General features: G+C 59.4%; 20 protein-coding genes. 9 read left to right on the top strand and 11 right to left on the bottom strand.

Going from position 1 to position 20,710, the window contains the following annotated elements:
* Positions 1-563: 563 nt before the first annotated feature.
* The 6 genes from AB7828_RS28030 to AB7828_RS28005 all read right to left on the bottom strand — a co-directional run bounded on the left by AB7828_RS28030 (position 564) and on the right by AB7828_RS28005 (position 9,340).
* Complete coding sequence (locus tag AB7828_RS28030) at positions 564-1,562, bottom strand: M23 family metallopeptidase (RefSeq protein WP_441231768.1); 999 nt, start codon at positions 1,560-1,562, stop codon at positions 564-566.
* Positions 1,563-1,599: 37 nt separating this feature from the next.
* A complete protein-coding gene (locus AB7828_RS28025) occupies positions 1,600-2,745 on the bottom strand; it encodes a helix-turn-helix transcriptional regulator (RefSeq protein ID WP_441231767.1) in 1,146 nt (381 codons plus the stop codon).
* 45 nt (positions 2,746-2,790) lie between these two features.
* Positions 2,791-4,137 (bottom strand): HlyD family type I secretion periplasmic adaptor subunit, encoded by a 1,347-nt coding sequence (locus AB7828_RS28020; protein WP_441231766.1) that lies wholly within the window; start codon positions 4,135-4,137, stop codon positions 2,791-2,793.
* 11 nt (positions 4,138-4,148) lie between these two features.
* Positions 4,149-5,819, bottom strand: a complete 1,671-nt coding sequence (locus AB7828_RS28015; RefSeq protein WP_441231765.1) for a type I secretion system permease/ATPase — start codon at positions 5,817-5,819, stop codon at positions 4,149-4,151.
* Between the two features lie 128 nt (positions 5,820-5,947).
* Positions 5,948-7,357, bottom strand: a complete 1,410-nt coding sequence (locus AB7828_RS28010) for a calcium-binding protein (protein WP_441231764.1) — start codon at positions 7,355-7,357, stop codon at positions 5,948-5,950.
* Between the two features lie 921 nt (positions 7,358-8,278).
* Positions 8,279-9,340, bottom strand: a complete 1,062-nt coding sequence (locus AB7828_RS28005) for a class I SAM-dependent methyltransferase (protein ID WP_441232328.1) — start codon at positions 9,338-9,340, stop codon at positions 8,279-8,281.
* A 211-nt stretch (positions 9,341-9,551) separates the two neighbouring features.
* Here AB7828_RS28005 and AB7828_RS28000 point away from each other — a divergent pair, with 211 nt between their 5' ends.
* Positions 9,552-10,469, top strand: a complete 918-nt coding sequence (locus tag AB7828_RS28000; protein WP_441231763.1) for an alpha/beta hydrolase — start codon at positions 9,552-9,554, stop codon at positions 10,467-10,469.
* A 119-nt stretch (positions 10,470-10,588) separates the two neighbouring features.
* On the opposite strand, the gene AB7828_RS27995 is transcribed toward AB7828_RS28000, so the two are convergent.
* Positions 10,589-10,774 carry a hypothetical protein gene (locus AB7828_RS27995; protein ID WP_170849737.1) on the bottom strand — a complete coding sequence of 62 codons (186 nt, stop codon included), beginning with the start codon at positions 10,772-10,774 and terminating at the stop codon, positions 10,589-10,591.
* A gap of 299 nt (positions 10,775-11,073) precedes the next feature.
* Here AB7828_RS27995 and AB7828_RS27990 point away from each other — a divergent pair, with 299 nt between their 5' ends.
* The 8 genes from AB7828_RS27990 (at position 11,074) to AB7828_RS27955 (ending at position 17,019) form a co-directional block, all read left to right on the top strand.
* Positions 11,074-11,874, top strand: a complete 801-nt coding sequence (locus AB7828_RS27990; protein WP_441231762.1) for a FadR/GntR family transcriptional regulator — start codon at positions 11,074-11,076, stop codon at positions 11,872-11,874.
* The gene (locus AB7828_RS27985) at positions 11,864-12,361 is read left to right on the top strand and encodes a 2,4'-dihydroxyacetophenone dioxygenase family protein (RefSeq protein ID WP_244628405.1); all 498 of its coding nucleotides are present in this window, start codon (positions 11,864-11,866) and stop codon (positions 12,359-12,361) included. Before AB7828_RS27990 ends, AB7828_RS27985 begins: the two co-directional genes overlap by 11 nt.
* Positions 12,361-13,137, top strand: coding sequence for an SDR family NAD(P)-dependent oxidoreductase (locus AB7828_RS27980; RefSeq protein ID WP_439062408.1), 777 nt, complete (start codon positions 12,361-12,363; stop codon positions 13,135-13,137). The genes AB7828_RS27985 and AB7828_RS27980 overlap by 1 nt, the downstream gene beginning before the upstream one ends.
* Positions 13,138-13,252: 115 nt before the next feature.
* Entirely contained in the window at positions 13,253-14,074 is an 822-nt protein-coding gene (locus AB7828_RS27975; RefSeq protein WP_441231761.1) for an ABC transporter permease, read from the top strand.
* Positions 14,071-14,877: an ABC transporter permease gene (locus AB7828_RS27970; protein ID WP_120288669.1), complete on the top strand. Its 807-nt coding sequence runs from the start codon at positions 14,071-14,073 to the stop codon at positions 14,875-14,877. Before AB7828_RS27975 ends, AB7828_RS27970 begins: the two co-directional genes overlap by 4 nt.
* Entirely contained in the window at positions 14,874-15,632 is a 759-nt protein-coding gene (locus tag AB7828_RS27965; protein WP_439073934.1) for an ABC transporter ATP-binding protein, read from the top strand. Before AB7828_RS27970 ends, AB7828_RS27965 begins: the two co-directional genes overlap by 4 nt.
* Complete coding sequence (locus AB7828_RS27960; protein ID WP_092138836.1) at positions 15,629-15,961, top strand: hypothetical protein; 333 nt, start codon at positions 15,629-15,631, stop codon at positions 15,959-15,961. The genes AB7828_RS27965 and AB7828_RS27960 overlap by 4 nt, the downstream gene beginning before the upstream one ends.
* A gap of 2 nt (positions 15,962-15,963) precedes the next feature.
* Positions 15,964-17,019: an ABC transporter substrate-binding protein gene (locus AB7828_RS27955; RefSeq protein WP_441231760.1), complete on the top strand. Its 1,056-nt coding sequence runs from the start codon at positions 15,964-15,966 to the stop codon at positions 17,017-17,019.
* 117 nt (positions 17,020-17,136) lie between these two features.
* Here the strand turns inward: AB7828_RS27955 and AB7828_RS27950 are convergent, their stop codons facing one another.
* The 4 genes from AB7828_RS27950 to AB7828_RS27935 form a co-directional block, all read right to left on the bottom strand.
* A complete protein-coding gene (locus AB7828_RS27950; RefSeq protein ID WP_441231759.1) occupies positions 17,137-17,883 on the bottom strand; it encodes an SDR family NAD(P)-dependent oxidoreductase in 747 nt (248 codons plus the stop codon).
* A 134-nt stretch (positions 17,884-18,017) separates the two neighbouring features.
* On the bottom strand, positions 18,018-18,935 hold the full coding sequence (locus tag AB7828_RS27945) for an MBL fold metallo-hydrolase (protein WP_120288666.1): 918 nt from the start codon (positions 18,933-18,935) through the stop codon (positions 18,018-18,020).
* Positions 18,936-19,078: 143 nt separating this feature from the next.
* Complete coding sequence (locus AB7828_RS27940; protein ID WP_441231758.1) at positions 19,079-20,284, bottom strand: NAD(P)/FAD-dependent oxidoreductase; 1,206 nt, start codon at positions 20,282-20,284, stop codon at positions 19,079-19,081.
* A gap of 122 nt (positions 20,285-20,406) precedes the next feature.
* Positions 20,407-20,652, bottom strand: a complete 246-nt coding sequence (locus tag AB7828_RS27935; RefSeq protein ID WP_441231757.1) for a hypothetical protein — start codon at positions 20,650-20,652, stop codon at positions 20,407-20,409.
* Positions 20,653-20,710 lie beyond the last annotated feature (58 nt).

Below are 20,710 nucleotides of genomic sequence, written 5' to 3'. Positions count from 1 at the left end.
GCGCCGTCCTTGCCCGCGCCTGTGCGCGTGCGTGGCGGTCCCGGTGGCCTCCCTCAAGAATGAGGGAGATGAAGCGCCGAAAGGCGCGACTTGGGTACAGTGCCGCAGCGTAGTGTCCGGATCGCCGGACCACAGAGGCTGCGGAAACGCCTTTCGACGCTCCATCGTGGCGATTTCTGTCCCCGGGACCGTTCTTCCGGGCAAAGGCGCAGAGCTCCGCAGTCCGCTGATCCCGACGGTTTCCCGCCGTTCACCAATGCCACGTCCAGCCAGCATGAGTGGCAGACCCCCGTAGTGGGGCCGGACGGTGACCCAAGGCCTCCCGAGTGCGTGAGGGAACGTCTCCCTCCCGCCCGCAGGCGCCACATCCCGCCCCGCGCTAACAAGCGTCCCTGGCAACGCCCCTCAAAGTGGGACGGGATGCAATGGAATATAATCTCTTCGAAAACAACGTCAAGGATTATTTTCAGAATTCTTCGGAGGCACCCGCCAGAGAGCCCACCTCCTGAGAGAGCGACGCAGGTGTACAGATGAATGTCGAGGCGTGATAGAAAATGGACCCGCTAACGCAGATCATGACGAAATACCTGGTTCAACATCGGGGCGCCGTTACGCCCGACGATATATGTCGCGGAATATATTCCGCCTGGCCAAGGTTCGGTGGACCGCTTTTTTCCGATGAAGAGAAGCGTCTGGGCCTGATTTTGCGCAACTGCAACTGGACCCTTCTCGGCGATGATCCTGCCGTCGGGATCGCGCAGCGTCAGTGACTGTTCGTCGCCCGTCTTCAAGCCAATTGTCCGAACATAAACGACAAGGGCTTCAGATTTCGTAGTTGGCTTGCGCTGAGAGACAGCGTCAACCTCGATCATATCGTTCGTGACTGCTTCGGTAGCGAATCCGAAGTTCAAGACTGCGCGCGGTGAATAGGCCAGACGAACCCGAGCATCGTCCGTCCATTCACTTTCAGTATGACTGCCGCAAGCGCCAGGCATCAAGCCTGTTCCAAAGGGATCGATGACCTTCCCTTCTCGCCGCACAATAAAGTGTAGATGCGGATACTCAGTTAGCCCCGACATGCCGACGGCACCGAGAACTTGGCCAGCGCGGACTGTATCTCCAGCTCTTACCAAGATGCTGTCTTTGGCCATATGGCAGTACTGGGTTTCGCGATCTCCGGAATGTCTGACAACAACGCCATTGCCGCATTCATTTCCTTTGGCTGCATCGCGCCTGTCGCCTTTCACAGGGCTGTCCGCAAGGCCATCGCGAGTTCGCAGCACCGTGCCCTCGGCGGCTACGACGACGTGAACCGGCTTCTGCTGTCTGCCATGTGACGTTAATCGAAAATCGACGCCGTTATGGCCGTCATAGGTCAATGTCCCGCACATGTAGTCCTTGGCCGAGGGACTATCGTCGATGTCTACGTAATTCTGGATGAAACACGTGCGACCAATGTCGCACGATAACGGTATGATCAAATCTCCAGCAGTCGCCGCGTGCGATATTCCTATAACGAGGGGCAGCGCTAACAATATCCCAATCTGTTGCCGATGCGCCATCTGATCACGTCTGGATGCCCGCGGGAACTCCACGATTTTACATGGATGAAGATGTGGTGATGTAGGGTGCCCCGGGCTGTCGCAACTTGAACGGTGAGAATGTTCGACTATGCAGAACGAAAAATTCCGATTGGCGATTGATTCCAACTTTCAGCATGACGCGTTTGATGTAAGTCCGTACGGTTTCTTCCGTGAAACCAAGTTCCAATCCGATGGCGCGTGGACAGCGCCCGCGGAGAATACAGCGAACAATCCGCGCCTCCACCCAACTCAAGCCAAACGCGAGAGCAATGCGCTGGGCACCGGCCTCCTCATTGAATTGAGGAATGTAGATGAGAGCAAGATTGGGATCGGTATTTCCAGGGATTGAACCGATCACAGCAAACAAAAATCGCTGCTCCTCTTGCGAGATGAGCACGGTCGATCCGACGTTCTTTTGGTTTAGATCCGGAATGATAGCGGCTCGAACAGCGTCCCTGAGCTGGGTGGTGATGAGGGGGGTCGATCCCGAGAGCGTACCACCATCGAGAGTGATGACACCTTCGCCGACAAGTCGCCGAAACCCGCTGTTCATGCTCCGAACGATCAGATTTTCGTCAATGGTCAGGGCGGGTGACTCAATGTCATCCAGCCACATTTGATGAGACTGCAATGTGGTCTTTGTCAGATCAGCGACCGCATCCCATAGGAGCTCGATCGCGCGCCTAGCGATAGCGAATTCTGCATCAGGAATCTGCACCTGCCACCATCCCGCAATAAAGATGGCAGTATCCCCAGAGACCGTACATACACGTCCGATGACCGAGTGGTGCCCGTAGACCGGGCGCGTTCCGATCAGCCGGCGTGCAAACCCGTTTGGCGACGTAGACGACTGATATATGAAATTGCCGTCTCCGTTGAAAGTCTCCGAGATGGATCTCGCCAACGCTTCCGATGCGGGACTGGGCGCGGGTAATCCAACTGAAGTCTGATCGAGTAGATCTCCTTCTGGAGACAAGAACGCGGCGTAGCAGCGTTTGCATTCGAGCAGTCGGGCTAAGGATCGCGCAAACCACAGGTTTTGTGGCGCACTGGAGTTGCGGCTGGGGCGGGGCAATGGATTCGCCGGAGTAGCTCGAAGCCTGAAGGCCAGTGAGCCGATGGTGTCAGAGCGGTCGTTTTCCTGTTGGTATCCTTGCTGCATAGATGCCTCCCAAAGAATTTGTGTGTTCAATATTCCGCCAAGGCGTCAACTCTCCCGGAAGGCACGGTGGACGCGTAGGCGCAGCGGCTGAATTAAGTACTCCGCAAATGTTCTTATGCCTGTTTCAACAAAGACTTCGACCGGAAGGCCGGGCTTCAAAGTCGTGAGATGAGGTTCGACCTCCGGTGATCGCTGCAAATCAATTTCTGCCATGTAGGATGTGACGCCGCTCTTCGTGTCAGTGAACGCATCCGCCGCGACAGCAGTCACCTGGCCTTCCAGCATGGGTCGGCGGCGAATGTTGAGGGCAATGATACGGATACGAGCGTTCTGCCCCGCCATGACTTCCTCGCGATCCTGCGGCCGCAGGGATGCCTCGATGACGAGGCGATCCTCGATGGGCACGATCTCCATGAGTGTCTCTCGAGGCGCTAACACAGTGTTCAATTCCCTGCTGTTCAGGCGAACAACCCGTCCCGACTCCGGTGCGCGTAAATCAGTCCGCGCCAGTTGTTCACGCAATGCGCCAATCCGATGTCTGAGATCGCCGATCGATTCTCGCGTTGCGTGACTCTGTTTTGCGATATCCTGACTTTGGTTGAGACCCAGCTGTTTTCCACGATCGACGAGTTCTGCGATTTTCCCGCGTGTTTCTGCTTGCTGGGTCAGATTGCGCGTGAGTTGGGCCTGCATGTCCGCTTCCGCCCTCTTCAACGCAAGTACGCGTGGCTTTCGTGCGAGCCCTTTTTCCAATAGCGATGCTGTATCTCGTATTTCTTCCTGAAGAAACTGAAGTTGCTCTTGCAGGCTTGTCCTGCTGTTTTCGAGGCCATGGGCCGTTTCCATGAGTTGTCGGGTCTGCCGATCGATCAATTGCCGCTCGCCGGTCAATGCACTTGATCGCGTCGCGAACTCCGTCTCCTGGGTCTGAATTGCCGTCTTTGCTTCGGGGCGAGGAGAATTCCGTAATTCGTCAGGAAATGAAATAGCGGTGGACTGCATTTGTTCAGCGAGTAACCGTGCATCCAGCGAGAGATCAGCAAACAATTTTGTCTCTAATACGCCAAGGCTTCCCTCAACTTGGGTCGTATCGAGTTTTGCAACGATCTGACCGGCCTCGACTTGCTCGTTCTCGCGGACATAAATGGTCTTCAATATCCCACCCTCGAAATGTTGCACCGCCTTCCGCTTGGATTGGACCTTTATGATACCGGGAGCAATGACGGCGCTACGCAGCGGGACGAATGTAGCCCAAAGGCCGAATCCGCCGAATTGAATCGCTAAAAGGAAGGCTCCCCATTTTATGAGTCGTCGGGCATCGGACCTGGGTTTCTCCAGGATTTCGTGGCTGCTCGTTGCACCGAGTAAAAGTTCGTGGACGTGAGTTGTCACAATTCCTGCTCCTAGCCAGATAGCAGTTGCGGGCGGTCGGGCTGACGCGGACCCCGGCGTGAAGGGAGCCCCGCTGTGTTGCTGGGTAGAACTTCCGAAACGGGACCGAAGGCGACCTGCGTGCCGTCGCGGAGCAGCAATACGTGATCCGCAATCGTCAGGAGGCGTGGCCGGTGGGTCACGATCAGGAAGGTTGCGCCCTGCGATCGTGCGCTCAATATCGCAGTGCACAGCGCTGCCTCGCCATCCGGATCGAGATTTGCGTTGGGCTCGTCGAGCAGTATCAGTTTACGGTTGCCGAAGAAGGCTCGTGCCAAGCCAATGCGCTGTCGCTGGCCACCAGAGAGGCGATGACCGTCGCGACCGATCTGCGTTTGATACCCGGCCGGCAGTGCCAGAATCATCTGATGCGCGCCAGCCAGAGTTGCTGCCATGACGATATCTTCGTCGCGCGGACTCTCCTCAAATCCCGAGATCGCTTCAGCAACGGTACCGGCGAGCAATTCGACATCCTGAGGAAGATAGCCGATGTAGCTTCCGAGCTGATCGGGGTGCCAGCTCTCCAGCAACGCGTTGTCGAGCCGGATTTCACCGACGCTGGGCTTCTCCAAGGCGGCCGCCATCCGCAAGAGAGTGGACTTGCCCGCGCCGGTCGGACCAACGACCACGACGATCTCGCTGGGCCTGCATCGGAAGGCAATACCTCTCAGGATCGAACGTCTCGCCTGCGGAATGGTGAAGCCGACACCATTGAGTTCCAGTAAGCCATTTGGGGCAGTGAGGCGGGTCCGATGAGGTTGCTTCAACACCCATGTCGCCGCGGCGCTGACGCGTTTCCATGCCTCCTGCGCCGCGGTCACCCCGCGCCAGGCAGAGATAAGGCTCTCCATCGGTTGCAGGGTTCGGCTGACCATGATCGAGCTCGCGATCAGGCTGCCGGCGAGTACCTCGTTTTGCAGTACAAGCCAGGCACCACATCCGATAGATAGTACTTGCAGGGTAGACCTCACCATGCGTGCCGCCGATGCGATCGCGGCGACCCGTTCGCTGGCGCGAACGACAGGAGATAACGCCTCATCATTGGCGCGCATGAAGGCGCGGATGGCGCCTCCAGTCCAGCCCATGGCCCTGATGAAGTTGCCGTGTCGTACGATGCCATCCATTAGCATCTGACAACGTGCGGCTGCACCGCTCGCTTCATTGACCTCCGCCCAGGCAATACAGCTACTCACATATCCCATGATCGACAGAACGACCGCGCCAGTCAGCGCAATAGCGCCGTAGTAGGGATGGATGAGAAAGAGGATAAGTATGAAGACGGGAAGAAACGGGGCATCGACCAACGTAATGACAGCGCCGCCTGAAAAGAAGTTCCGTAGCTCCCGAACTTTCACCAGATCATGCGTCGAGCCTTCGCGGCGTCGCGCCGGATCGGCAATGGTTGCCTCCAGGATGAGCGGTGCGATGCGCTGTTCGAAGGTGACGGCGAACCGGCTGAGCAATCGAAATCGAATGACGTCGAAGAAGGCGCTGAAGATCAACGCCGCAATTCCGAGGGAGGTCAGGCCGATGAGAGTCTCGATGCTTCCGCTGCTGATGACCCGGTCGAAGACCTCGATGGAGTAGAAGGGTAACACAAGCAGAAGGATGTTGGCCGACACGCTGAAGACGACGACCCACACGAGCGTGGTTCGCCCTGGAACGGCGCTGACAACAGATTCTGCTCGGGCCGAGTGAGCCAGACGCATAGTGACTGCCTAATTGCGCAGAATGCGTAGGGCGGCAACGTGCCGCCCTACGTCGTCAATAATCAGACAACTTCGATAGCGGTGTAACCCGCTGCGTTATTTATGTCCTCGATCGAGGCATAGGGGGTTCCTCCGCCCGTAATGCCATCGAGGGTGATGGTTCCGAAGCCGAAATCCAGCGTGGTATTGGTACCATCGTCGTCGACGACCACCGTTGTCGGGTCATAGCCAGGCGCCGCATCGATGCTGATGGTGTCACCGTCAGCGAAACTAAGATCGGTAACTTCGTCATCACCGAAGTCCGCGCCCGTACCATCGCCAGCGTTGATCGCGTCGGTTCCGGCGCCTCCTGTAAGCACGTCATCACCGATACCGCCGTTCATCGCGTCAGCGCCGTTACCGCCGCTCAGCTCATCGTCGCCCGCCGCGCCGTTGAGCGTATCATTTCCTGCACCGCCGGCCAGCGTATCGTCACCGTCGCCGCCTTCGAGCGCATCCGCTCCATTCCCGCCGGCAAGCGTATCGTCGCCTGCATCGCCGTTTAACGTATCGACGCCGGTGCCACCGGACAGTTCGTCTGCCCCGTCGCCACCATTAGCGACGTCATCGCCAGCGCCGCCTTCGATTGTGTCGTCACCGGCGTCACCTGCCAGCAGGTCGTTACCCGCACCGCCATCCATGACGTCGTCGCCCGCTCCACCATTAAGTGTGTCGTTTCCGGCGTCGCCGTTCATGATATCGTTCCCGCCATCGCCATTGAGGGTGTCGATACCATCGCCTCCGTTCATGGTGTCGTTACCGGCACCGCCATTCAGTGTGTCATCACCGAGACCGCCATTCACCGTATCATCACCCAGGCCGCCACTGGCGGTATCATTGCCGTCGCCGCCTTCCAGCGTGTCATTGCCGAGCCCGCCGGTCAGGGTATCGTCGCCGGCATCACCATTGATGGTATCATCGCCCACCCCGCCAGACAGGACGTCAGCACCACCACCACCATTCAATGTGTCATCGCCAGCAGCGCCTGCGAGTGTATCATCGCCTGCGCCCCCCGAGAGAACGTCATTTCCAGCACCGCCGTCGACGTTGTCATTTCCGTCGCCGCCATCGATCGTATCCGCCCCGGCGTTGCCGGAGAGATCATCATTCCCTGAGCCGCCATTGATCGTATCGTCCCCCGCGTCGCCGCTAGCCGTATCATCTCCAGCGCCACCGTCGATCGTATCAATGCCAGCGCCGCCACTGATCTGGTCGTTTCCGTCTCCTCCGAGAATGGAGTCGTCTCCCGCGTTGCCGTTCAAGGTGTCGTTGTCGACGCCACCATCGATCGAGTCGTTACCGGCTCCACCGTTGATCGTGTCATCACCGCCGAGGCCTGAGAGAGTGTCATTACCCGGGAGCCCATTGATCGTATCCGCAACTGGGGTTCCGTCCAGAATGTCGTCACCTGGTGTACCATTGATCAGTGCCATGATTGCCACTCCATGATGATGTCGCGCTTCTAACGCGACTACGCTTCGCGCTGAACATAGATGCATGATCCTAGCTATCCCCTCGACAACCGGAGATCGCTGACACCGAGCGTGTCGATCGAGCGAATTTTGCGCAATCCCCATGTGGGGACAAAATGCAGCGCGTGATAGGGAAAGCTATTGCGTAAATGTTCGCTCAGGATTCATCTGAAGGACAGCCCTGCTGCCGTAACTCAAGTTCGACAATAATGCTCTGAGGCCATGATTGAGCGCGTCGAGCGTGCAATCTGAAGATGAAGGGCAGAGCAAAACTCTAACTATCCGGTATTCTTACGGATTACAGAGTGCTCTCGCGCGTGGCTCGTGACGACTGCTCCATCTAGCCGAGTGCCTTCGTCTACTTCAGCCATAATCTCGTTAATCGTCTCAATAGGTCTTGCAGAAAGGAAGGATGACGCGAAGCTCATGTGCGTGAAACTGGCTTAACGCCAACAATGTGCAACGCCCGTCCCAAGTATATTATCCTGGAATCGATCTATCCTACGAGTGTCACATGTAATCGGCATCGTGTCGCACATCGACGAGCTGCTCGACCGCAACATCGGTGCCGGGTATCCAATTGGTCGATTTGAAGCCGCTCACGCATGCGGCAATCCCTTGCGACATTAAGATAGCTCACGTCCGCTTCTGGTGCCAAACCGACAATCGGTAACGGACGATGTCGGCCGCTTGCCATGAGCGAGACAAGACCTTTGTGGCGGTCAACTTACTCTGAACTACACTTTCGAGAGATTTTTGCAGCGGCTCCTTTTCGAATCTGCAGCGCTCCTGTCGACAGGTGACATCAATCCAGAGCGACGCAGCCCTAGAAGCCGCATTTCCCGCGGCATCCGGGTCGCTCTGCACGGTTGATCTGAGAGATCAAGCGCGTACTTCGAAGATCATATTGAAGGGTGTCTCAGTCGCGCGGCGGAAGCGCTTGAATCCTGCCTCAGTCGCGACCTGACGCAATTTGCTTTCACCTGCCTGGGCGCCGAGCCCCAAGCCCACCTCCTGAGAGAGCGACGCGGGTGTACAAATGAATGTCGAGGCGTGATAGAAAATGGACCCGATTGGGTTGAGATTATCCTTGAGATTGTCATGAGCAAATGGCTCGACGATCATCCACGATCCGTCTTTGGCCAGTGTTTCCTTGACATGCTTGCCCGCACCAACGGGGTCGCCCATGTCATGCAGGCAATCGAAGAAAGCGACCAGATCGTAGTCTTTTGCCGGAAAATCCTTGGCACTGGCCTGCGCGAATTCAATTCGGTCTCCGACCCCCGCTTCCTGGGCCAGGACCTTCGCGCGATCGATCGAAGGTTTGTGGTAGTCAAACCCGAAGAACCTGGATTTGGGGTACGCCTGCGCCATCACGATGGTCGAGGCGCCGTGGCCGCATCCGACATCGGCCACCTTGGCGCCAGCTTTCAGTTTGGCTTCGACGCCTTCGAGCGTCGGAATCCAGTTCGAAACCAGATTGGCGTTATAGCCCGGCCTGAAGAAGCGTTCGGTGCCCGAGAATAGGCACTTCGAATGCTCATGCCAGCCAACGCCCTTCCCTGTTCGAAATGCTTCGGCGACCTTGGGTTCGTCGAGATAGGTGGACTGCACGACATCGAATGCACCGGCGAAGAAAGCCGGCGACCCTTCCTCGGCGAATGCCATCGCTTGTTCGGCCGAGAGCGAGAACGCGCTCTTTTCAGGGTGGTAATCGATGTAACCAGAGGCGGCCTGACCGGAGAGCCACTCGCGGACATAACGCTCATGCAGGCCGGTCTTCTTGGCAAGCTCCGAAGGCGTGAAGATATCTCCATCCGCCATTGCCTTGTAGAGGCCGAGACGATCGCCGAGCAGTATACTGGCACCGCCGAGTGAAATGCCGAGGTCGTTGACCAGCTTTCCTACGAGTGCGTTCAGCTTTTCAGGATTTGGTTCACGCATTGCAGCATCCTCCACTTTGTGAAGAACAGCCCTCGTTCTAGTTAAGCACGACTGGCGAATTACAAGTGGGCGCCGAGCGCCACGCGATGTCAGATTCAGAATTATGCGGAATTGTCCGCTGCTGGCGCAATACCCGCGTTCCCTCTAGACTTGCTTCTGCGAGTTTTGAAATTGCCGCTCAATTTTCACGAATTTTCGGGGGAAATTATCCTTGGCCGAAGGTGGGATTGCGAATATTCGCGCGGTACTGTTGTCAAAGCCCCGCCCGGTCGGGTGGGATCAACGCCGGCAGCGACTTGATGAAGTCGGGTCGATCTGGCCGGTGGCCGACGATGTCGCGTTGCGGACTGTCGATTGCGGAAATGTCGCGGGGGAATGGTCCTTCTCACCGGGGGCAGATACGACGCGCGTGCTTCTGTATTTTCATGGCGGCGGTTTTTGTTCGGGATCAATCCTCAGTCATCGACGCCTCGTGACAGAGGCAGGGCGGGCTGCTGGCATAAGCACCCTGGCGATTGACTATCGGCTCGCGCCGGAAAACCCGTTTCCCGCCGCTCACGACGACGCGATGAGCGCTTGGCGATATCTGCGCCAGCAGGGCATAGACGCCAGCAATATCGTAGTTGGCGGTGACAGCGCTGGCGGCAATCTCACAATTACCCTCATCAACGCCTTGCGCGGAGCCAATGAAGAGTCGCCGGCATGCGCTTGGCTTATTTCGCCCTGGACCGATCTTTCAATGTCCGGGACGACGCTACAAAGCAAGGATCAGATCGATCCGATCATCCACCGTGGCTACCTCGAGGAACTGGCTGACGCCTTTACTCCGGCATCGCTCGACCGCAGGAGCCCGCTTCTGTCTCCGCTGTTCTCGAACCTCATCGGATTTCCACCAACACTCATTCAGGTCGGGTCAGCCGAAACTTTGCTCGCAGACTCGACGCGTTTCGCGGAGGCTGCCGCAATAGCCAACGTCGCGACGACGTTGGAGGTATGGCCCGACATGATCCATGCATGGCCTCTGTGGAATGGCGGTCTTACAGACGCAAGGTTGGCGCTCAGGTCAGCTGGACAATTCATCAAGCATCAATTGTCTGATCTGGTTCAAATCAGTTCCAAGTCTTCGTGATTCATGATTCTTCACTCTGACATCGGAGGGAGTTCGCCGCATCGCAGGACATCAAGGCGCCATTGCCGCCACGACACTACGGACGGCACTGCGCGCATTCGGAAGGCGGCATCGCAACCTCAGCTCTGATGCGGGCCTTGCATGATTTTCATGGCATCCTTCACGTGGCGCCACTCGTTTGCTTCTTCCACCTGACCTTTTTGCTCGCATGTCAGTGCATTCTGAGCGGCATGAGCGATGGCCACGGCGCCGTGCCGATCAAGCATCTGCCGGGCGATGGTGTGGACTTGAGTTTCGGACATCATTTGCTTTCTCCTGATTTTCACGAGTCAAGGAGAACCGGTCCTGCTGTAACCGAACCGGCCCGGTGTCTCTGAAAACGGTGGAACAGCCAAACTCGTTCCCGGAAAAAACAACCGGCCGCGCGCTGGCATGGGCCGGCCGTCTATCGCGACCGCTTTGCCATGAATTTCAAACTTGAATTGCGATCGGGCAAAGCATTGTGCACCGCAAATCAATCATCCGATGTTAAACATCGGATGATTGCATTCATTCCAAAAACGTGAGATAGGCCACTGAGCAAACAAACGGGGAAAGAACACTCGTGGCACGAAGTCCTACGAAATCGCTGGAGCGGGGAAGCAAGCCAGGCCGCATCAATTCGGTCTTGACCACGCTCGGCTGCGAAATCGCGCAGGATATTATCCCGATTGGCGCGACCCTCCCCCCCGAGCCGGAATTGGAGGCGCGCTTCGGTGTCGGGCGCGGCGTCATCCGGGAAGCGATCAAGACCCTTGCTGCGAAAGGAATGGTCAGCGTGCGTCCGCGTTACGGTACGCACGTCTTGCCGCGCCGCGACTGGAGTTTGCTCGATCGCGATGTGCTGGGATGGCTGGTCGGCGGCGGCGAACCGGACCGCGATCTTCTGATGGCCATTCAGGAAGTCCGCCTGATCATCGAGCCGGCGGCAGCCGCGCTCGCGGCAACGCGGAGCACCAAGCAGGACAGGTTGCGCATCGAAGCCGCGCTGGTCGGCATGGAAACCTCGCACGATCAGAAAAGCGCCATCAAGGCAGACAAGGCATTCCACCTCGCCATTCTGGATGCGACGCATAACCCCGTGTTGCAGGGTTTTCGCGGCGCCATCGATACCATTCTGAGCGCGGTGTTTCTTGTCGCGGTCGGCAGCCCCGGTTGGTTCGAAGACAACCTGCCAAACCACGCGGCCGCGGCGCGCGCGATTGCCGCGGGCGATGCAAAGAAGGCCAAGACCGCCATGGAGCAGGTGCTCGGCTACACGCAATTCAAGCTCTCGAAGCGTCGCGCGCTTGCGACGCCTGAAGGCATAACGCGGGTCTCAACCGCGACGGCGAAAAAAAGAAAGAGGAAGCCCCATGTATCGTGACATGATTGGATCGACGCACGTCCTTGCATCACCGGAAATCGCCGTCGTCGCCATTCCCGAGGACGAGCGCGTCTGGGTGCCGCAGGCGCCGGATGTCTGGTTTCGTCCGCTGATGCTGAACACACGACAGGGGCAGTGGTGCAATCTGCTGCGCGTGCGACGCGCCGGCGTGCTGTCGCGGCATCTGCATCCCAATCCGGTGCATGGCTTCGTGTTGCGCGGCAAGTGGTTCTACCGCGAACACCAGTGGGTGGCGACGGAAGGCTCCTACGTGTTCGAGCCCCCAGGTGAGATCCACACGCTGATCGTCCCAGAGGACGTTCCCGAGATGATCACCTTCTTCAACATCCAGGGATCGATGCTGTATCTCGATGAGAACAACAAGCACGTCGGTTATGAGGACGTCTTCACCAAGATCGATATGTGCCGCGCCCACTACGAGTCCGTCGGCCTTGGCCGTGACTACGTCGATCAGTTCGTGCGCTGATGGCAGACGGTGCCAACATGATCGAGGAGATTCCGTCGGCCGCATGGGCGTCGATCTGGTACGCGGGAAAACGCGTGCTGGTGACAGGCGGAACGTCAGGGATCGGCGCGGGCCTCGCGCGCGGCTTCGTTGAGGCCGGCGCGGAGGTCATCGCGACCGGCGTGAATGCTGCGGAGATCGAGCGGGCACGTTCGGATTCGGTGTTGCGCGAGGCTCAGGCGCATCAGCTCGACGTTCGCGACGACAGCGCGATCAAGTCCCTTGTCGGCTCGCTCGGCGAGCTCGACGTGATCGTCAATTGCGCCGGCGTCATTCGTCGCAGCGAAGAACTCGACCCCGCGGTTTTCCAGTCGGTGGTCGATATCAATCTCAACGGCACCATGCGGATGTGCGCCGCCGCGCGCCCGCTGCTGGCACGCTCCAAGGGTGCGATCGTCAATCTGGCATCCATGCTGTCGTTCTTCGGCGGCGGTCTCGTTCCCGGTTATGCCGCCAGCAAAGGCGGTATTGCACAACTGACGAAATCGCTGGCGATCGCCTATGCGAATGACGGCATTCGCGTCAACGCGATCGCGCCGGGCTGGATCGCCACGCCGCTGACGACCGATCTGCAGGCCAGCCCGGAACGTAGCCAGGTCATTCTGGGGCGCACACCCTTGGGCCGTTGGGGCAAACCATCGGACCTCTTGGGTGGCGTGCTCTATCTGTGTTCGCCGACGGCGTCTTTCGTGACGGGGACGATTCTCGTCATCGACGGCGGATATGCCGTGACGTGACCAGGACGGCGGCGAAGTGCCGCCGTTCGCAGACGAGATTGAGTACTAAACTGCGGAGCCGAGAGCCTCGCGGATAAAAATAAACCGGCCAGAACGCTGGTCAAAGGGAGGTCGCGTGCTCGTTGCGCCCGGTCAAAAAGTGCGGTCACGCGTCGCCTGGCGCGGCATGAACTCGCTGGTGGGCGCAGCCTTGTTCGTGGCGCCCCTGCTGTTGCTTGTCGTCATCTGGGCGATCGTGGTCCCGCTGTTCAATGTCAATCCGCGGATTTTCCCCTCGGTCGGCTCCGTGGCCGAAGCAGCGGTTGCCGCGATCGGCGATGGCTCGCTCATCCGCCATATCGGCGCGAGCATGCTGCGTGTCGGACTGGGCACGTTTCTCGGCGTACTCGTCGCTGTTCCGCTTGGCGTCGCCATGGGCGTGAGCCCTGCGGTCTCGGCGTTCCTGACGCCGCTGTTTCGCTTCTTCTCGGTGCTTGCCGGCATCGCCTGGATACCGATCGCAACGTTGTGGTTCGGCTACGGCTTCGGCGCCATCATCTTCGTGATCTTCAACGCCGTCTTCTTTGTCGTCGCCTACAACACGCTGCTCGGTGTCTCCACCATTCCGATGACGATCCGCAATGCGGCCGCCTCGCTCGGTGCCGGACGATGGGCCTTGCTCACCGAAGTACTGCTCCCGGGTGCGCTCCCCAATATCGTGACAGGCGTGCGCACCGGGCTCGGCTTCGCGTGGCGCGGCCTGATCGCGGCGGAGATGATCGCGACCAATGTCGGACTTGGCTACATGCTGTTCGTCGCCCGTGACTTCTATCGCACCGAAGTGATCGTGCTCGGCATGATCGTCATTGGCGTGCTGTGGCTATTCATCGACCGGTTGCTGCTCGTTCCGCTGGAACGCGCGACGATCGAGCGATGGGGACTGGTGAGGCGCACATGAACATTGCACTGAAATTCTGGAGCGGTTACGTGCGCGCGACGCATCGGTGGCCAATTATCGCGACCATCGTGCCGTTTATTCCCGTGGTGGCGATCTGGAGCATCGTCGCCAATTCAGGCATGTTTCCGCGCGCCTTCTTCCCGGCGCCGGTGGATGTGATGCGGTCGTTCATCTCCCTCACCTACAAGGGAATTCTGCCGGACTATCTGCAGGATAGTCTGATCCGGCTGCTGTTCGGTGCATCCATCGGCGTCGCGCTGGGTATCCCGCTCGGCATCCTGATCGGCTCCAGCCGCCTCGCACATCGCATCTGCTGGCCGGTGCTGCTGTTCTTTCAAGCCATCGGCGATATTGCGTGGCTGCCGATCCTGCTGATCTGGTTCGGCTTCGGCCTCACCACCATGACCTTTGTCATCGTTTACACCGTGCTGTTCCCGATCGTGCTGAGCACCGTGCTCGGCGTGCAGTCGGTACATCGCGATCTTGCCCGTGCGGCGCAGAGCCTCGGCGCGTCGCCGATGCGGGTGCTGTGGGAAGTCACGCTGCCCGGTGCCTTGCCGAATATCATTACCGGCCTGCGCAACGGCCTCGGCTATGGCTGGCGCGCGCTGATCGCGGTGGAGATCATCGTCGGCACCAGCGGCATCGGATTCATGATGTTCGATGCACGTCGTGCCGGCTCAACGGTCGAGATCCTGCTCGGCATGATCGTTCTCGGCACTCTTTGGTACATCGTCGATGCCTGGATCCTTGCGCCAATCGAGCGCGCAACGGGCCAGCGGTGGGGATTGGTTACGTCATGAAAACACTGTCGCTCAAAAATCTTCGCAAGACCTATTTCGATCCCTATGCGGGATCGCAGGTCACCGCCGTTCAGGATGTCTCGCTTGATGTCGAGCAGGGTGAATTCGTCTCCGTCGTTGGTCCCTCCGGCTGCGGCAAAACAACGATCCTGAACATGATCGCGGGCTTCATCCCCTATACGGGCGGTGAAATCCTGATTGACGGCAATCTCGTCAGGGGACCGGGTCCGGATCGCGGCGTGGTTTTCCAGTCGTTCGCCCTCTTCCCGTGGAAGACGGTGCTGGAGAATGTCGGCTTCGGCCCGAAGATGCGGGGCGTGCCAAAGGACGAGCGCGACCGCACTGCGCGGGAATATCTCGCGCTCGCCGGCCTCTCGCATGCCGCGGATCGCTACCCGAACGAACTGTCCGGCGGCATGCAGCAGCGCGTCGGCGTCGTTCGCGCATTGGCCAACAATCCGGCCGTGCTGCTGATGGACGAGCCGTTCGCCAGCGTCGATGCGCAGACCCGCATGACACTGCAGGAGGAGCTGACGCGGATCTGGCAGGAGCGCAAGCCGACCGTCATCTTCATTACACACGATGTTGCCGAAGCCGTGTTTCTTGCAAACCGCGTCGTCGTGTTGTCCAAGGGCCGCGTGCTCGATCAGATCAAGGTCGATCTTCCGCGTCCGCGCGTCTGGGATCAACTGATCGAAGATGAGACGTTCAAGCGTTTATCGGCGCAGGTACTGCAAATGGTGCGGGCCGCATGAGTATCGCGCGAGATGTCATTCGTTCGACCCGCGGGCGTGTGGTGCTCGCTGTCATCGCCGTGTGGGCCGCGTTTCAGGGCTGGCTGAGCATCGAGGCGCCGGGCAAGATTTCCAAGGAGCTCGCCGGCGCGTCCGACAAGGTCAATATCCAGATCGATATGCCGTTTACGCCGGAGCGTTTTCACGTTCTGGCGTTTCAGAAGTATGGGCGGATCGCCGGAGCCGACGATCATTCCATCGGACTAAGGGGTGTGAAACGAACGGACCTCAACGCGGTTGCCCGGCCTTACTGGGTCACGAGCGTGGGGCCAATCAAGGAGGAGGACTGATTTTGAAACGCATATTATGGGCCTTAACTGTCGTGATGCTGGCTTGCGTGCCCGCACAATCGCAGACATTGACGAAACTGAATGTCGGCATGGTCAGCGCCATCGACATGCTGGCGATCCCGGTGGCACTGGAGCGCGGTTACTTCGAGAAGCAGGGTCTCGATGTCACCATCGCACGCCCCTACGCAACCGGCGTTGATGCGCTGAATGCGCTGCAGGCTGGCGAGACCGAGATCCTGCAGGTCGGCGTTCCGATGATCGGCGCCGTGTTGCGCGGCATGGATCTCGTGGCGCTCGGCAATTACAGCGGCAGCGCCACCAAGTCCGGTTCGGATGCGACAATGGCGATCATCGCCCGTGAGGGATCGGGCATCGTCAAGGGCGACCTCAAGAGCCTCAAGGGCAAGAAGATCGCGACCTCCTTCGGCACGATCAACCATCTCTATATCCTGGCACTGCTGGAAAAGGCCGGGCTCAAGCCCGACGACGTCCAGCTGGTCAACACGCCGCCGCCGGATATGACGGTCGCGCTGCTCGCCAAGGGCATCGATGCGTTTTCCGGCTGGGATCCGTGGCCGATCATCGCGCAGAAGGACGTCCCCGGTGCCTTCGAAGTGATCCGCGGCGGTGATGTCATCGCCTATCTCGGCTATGTCGTCTCGCTTCGGTCCTGGGTCGAGAAAAATCCGGAATCGACGGAGAAATTCCTGGCCGCGACCTCACAGGCCGACCAGTGGATGCGCAAAAATCCCAAGGCCGCCGCGCAGATCGGCACCCGCTGGATTCCCGGCCTGAAGCCGGAGATCGCCGAAGCCGCCATGGAATTCAATGTCCAGCAACTTGATCGACGTCTTTCGGCAAATAGCTACAAGGCACTCTGGAGCGCGCAGGATCGGCTTCAGCGGCTGGGCGTTCTGAAGGCGACATTCGACGTCAACAAGAACATCGACGCCAAGCCGATGCTAAACGTCATGAAGAAGCATCCGGAGCTGTTTGCCGATTTGCCGCCCATTCCGGCTGAGGTGGCTATCGGACCGGACTTCACGTTCAAGCCCTGAATAAAGGAGGCGGTCTGCCTAATTGCGGACCGCCTTTTTCTGATCGATGCATCATTCGAAAACACGAGCTGGCAGCGTCGTGCTTTGCGACTGGCTCACATTGACCTGCAACGCCAGCTAAGCCAGTCCCAGGCCGCCATCAACAGCAACAACCTGGCCTGTCATCCATTCCGAAGCGGGACTCGAAAGCCTCACGATCCATTCTGCCAGGTCGTCGGGAACGCCGCGCCGCCCGAGCGGTATACGCGCACGCTCCTGTTCCTTGATTGCCGCAGCCTGTTCCGGGGAGAGCCCCATCATGCCAGTCAGCGCGCCTGATTCCGTAGGCCCTGCCGCCACAGCGTTCACGCGTATGCCGAGTGGTGCAAGCTCCAGCGCCCAGCAGCGCGTCAATTGCTCCAAGGCGGCTTTGCTGGCGGCGTAATGAGACAGTCCAGCCACCGGCTTGTGACCGAAAGTGCTCGAGACATTAACGATCGTGCCCCGTGTTGCCTTTAGGTGAGGAAGAGCAGCAGCGGCGAGGAGACTTGGGCCGAGCACATTGACGGAGAAAATATCCATGATCCGATCGGCTGTCGCGTCTGCCAGCGGAAGGATTGCACCTGCGCCCGCGTTGTTGACCAGGGCATCAACCCTGCCCCAAAGATCGATCGTCTTGGCGATTGTGCGCTTGGCATCTTCGGCGGAGGCTGCATCCGCCACCATACCGGCTATGTTCGCATGCTCGGCAATCGTTTCTTCAATTGGGCCGGAACGGCGGCCGGTCACGAACACCTTGTTGCCTTCCCTGGCGAAGCGCAGCGCCGCCGCCTTCCCTATGCCGGAGCTGCCGCCCGTCACGATCACGACCTTTTCACTCTGCATTTTCAATCTCCTTCTTGCCAAGATGACACGGCTTGGCCCCACGACTCTGCAGTCCATCTGAATCGGCGCTGCTAAAACCAGGGCGCGCTCTCATTAGCGAAGAGGGCGCGCCCCGGTCCTAACCCGGCAAACGATCAGTAGTCCCAGGAGATCGGAACCCAGCGAAACGCGTCGCCATCGATCGCCACGTGGCCGGCGGACGGGAATGGCAGATGGGTCGCGACCAACAATTCGCCTGTTGCCGCCAGCTCCCGCAACAGACGAGTCCGCACGCGCGCCGCTTCTTCGGGGTCGTGCTCGAAACCGTTGTGCCAATCGGGTTGGTCAAACCCGACCGTGAACACGGCGTCGCCGGCGAAGGTCAGCGCGTCACCGCCGGATGCAAGGCGGACAACACTGTGTCCGGGCGTGTGGCCGCCGGTCCGACGCACGATGACTCCCGGCGCCAGTTCGTGCTCGTCCGTGAATGTCCGAAAATGCTTTCCATATTCGGCCATGAACCGTTTGGCGGTTGCCCGCAGCGCGTCCGGGAATCCCGGCGGCATTTGGGTGTGAGAGAAATCGGGCGCTTTCCAGAATTCGACCTCGGCGGCAGCGACGTGGATCCGCAGATCCGAACGCAATTGATCCTTCACCCCTTCGACGAGCAGTCCGCCGATATGGTCCATATGCAAGTGCGTCAGCACGATATCGGTGACGCATGCAAGATCGATCTCGGCAGCGGCCAATCGCTGGATCAGTTGTCCGGCCCGCGGCAAATGCAGGTCCGGGTCCAATCCCAGCCCGGCGTCGACAAGAATGGTCTGCTCGCCACTCTGCACGACGACCACGTTCAGCGGCCAGTCGAAAGCGTCCGGCGGCAGGAACATGTCGCGCATCCAGGCGGCCCGGACGGCGGGGTCTGCGTTATGTCCCAACATGGAGGTTGGGAGTGGCAACACGCCATCGCTGACCACCAGCACGTCGATGTCGCCGATCTTCACCGCATAGCGCGAGGGGACCAGTTCGTTACGCCCCGACTTGACGGGGGCTGATGTCGTATCAAGGTTCATGTGTTTCTCCTTCTGGGTATTTTGCTGAGTGTCTTTCCGAGTGGCTTGAATCGTCTGTGTCATCTGTGGGTCCTCCTGGTTGATCGATGGCGAGAGCTGGCCGCGCTCCGGCTTGGAGCGCGGTCCTTTCTTGTGTGGGGTGGCTAGACTTCGGTCACATGCTCCGGATCGGCCGAGGCGAGAGCGGCGGCACGCTCGGGCTTCGGCGGATAAATCCAGACGGTGTTGATTTCCTGCTTGGTCTTCTTGGCCACGTCGCCAACCATCTCGACCTTGCGATCCCAGCCGCGCGTGAACAGTGCGCCGGCTTCGCCGAGGTCGAGACAGGTGACGTAGCCCTTCTGGTGATATGGCCTGGTCGCCATGCGCAACAATTCGGCGGCGGCATTGTTGCCGGCAAAGGCGCCCATCCGCGTCGCATGCTGGCACGACATCAGCGCGTAGTTGCCGACATCGTCGCTGGCTGCTCTGGCGGCGTCACCGGTGGCAAAGACGCCAGGTACCGAGGGTACGCGTAAATCGCGGTCGACCAGCAGCCGGCCGAAATTGTCGCGCTCGGCGGGGATCTGCGTGGTCAGCGGCGCAGCGCGAATGCCTGCCGCCCAGATCACGGTCTCGGTTTCGATACGTTCGCCGTCGGACAGTGTGATCCCGGATGCATCCAGCGAGGCAACGCCGGCACCGAGCCGGGTCTTCACACCGAGCTTGCGCAGCGCCTCCTCGATGATGGGACGCGGACCCTCGCCCATGTCGGGAGCGATCGCACTGTTTCGTTCGACAATGATGACGCGCGGCTTGGCATCCTTGCCGAGGATCGTGCGAAGCCGCGCCGGGATTTCGGTCGCTGCTTCAATTCCCGTGAAGCCGCCGCCGGCTACAACGATGGTGTCGCGTCCGCTCGACGCCGGCCGATCGGCCAGGCCGTGCAGATGCTTGTCGAGCGCGATCGCATCGTCGAGATTGTCGACGCTGAAACCATGCTCCGCGAGGCCGGGAATATTCGGACGGAACAACCGGCTTCCGGTCGCCACGACCAGCCGATCGTAGGACAGCGACTGTCGCTTATTGTTGGCGGTCGCGACCTGCACGATGCGGGATGCGGTGTCGATCGTCTCGGCGCTGCCTTTGATATAGACGACGTCGACGGCCTTGAGGACATCCAGCAAAGGCGCCGTCAAGGTTTCGGGCTTCGGCTCATAGAGCCGCGGGCGAATGACCAGTGTCGGCTCGGGTGCGACCAGCGCGATCTCGAGCTCTTCGGGCGAAACGCCCTTGATGTCGCGCAGGCGGGCTGCGGACAATGCGGCGTACATGCCGGCGAAACCGGCGCCTATGATGACTATTCGCATGTGATGTTCTCCTTGGGTTTAAGTTGCTCGGCAGTACGCGCGTCACCGCCGCCGCTTCTCACCTGCGGCAAATTTGTTGCGATCAACGATGACGCGAAGACGGGAAACGACGAGGTGAGCCCCTATGGAGGGGTACAGTCCAGCATCGACGCCAGTTGCATGGGACGTTCACATTCGGCGCGGCAGATTCGCGGAACCAGCGGCCGGTCACGATGAAAGATGATCGGCTGTGCGAACGTCAGCGGCCGGTCGTTCAAAGCCTGGATGTCGTCGCTCACGAGGATGGACAACGAAGGGGTGCTGTCTTGCACGGTCTGCGCTGGCTTCTCGGCCTCTTCGCCCGTCGATGTCGTCAGTCGAATGGTCAATGAAAGTCCATATATCAGAGAGCTCGTGACGACTCTCCGTCGCGGTATCATTGCAAGT

This window comes from Tardiphaga sp. 215_C5_N2_1 (genome assembly GCF_052076055.1).
GTDB classification, from domain to species: domain Bacteria; phylum Pseudomonadota; class Alphaproteobacteria; order Rhizobiales; family Xanthobacteraceae; genus Tardiphaga; species Tardiphaga robiniae.
This window is presented reverse-complemented; position numbering and strand designations above follow the sequence as displayed.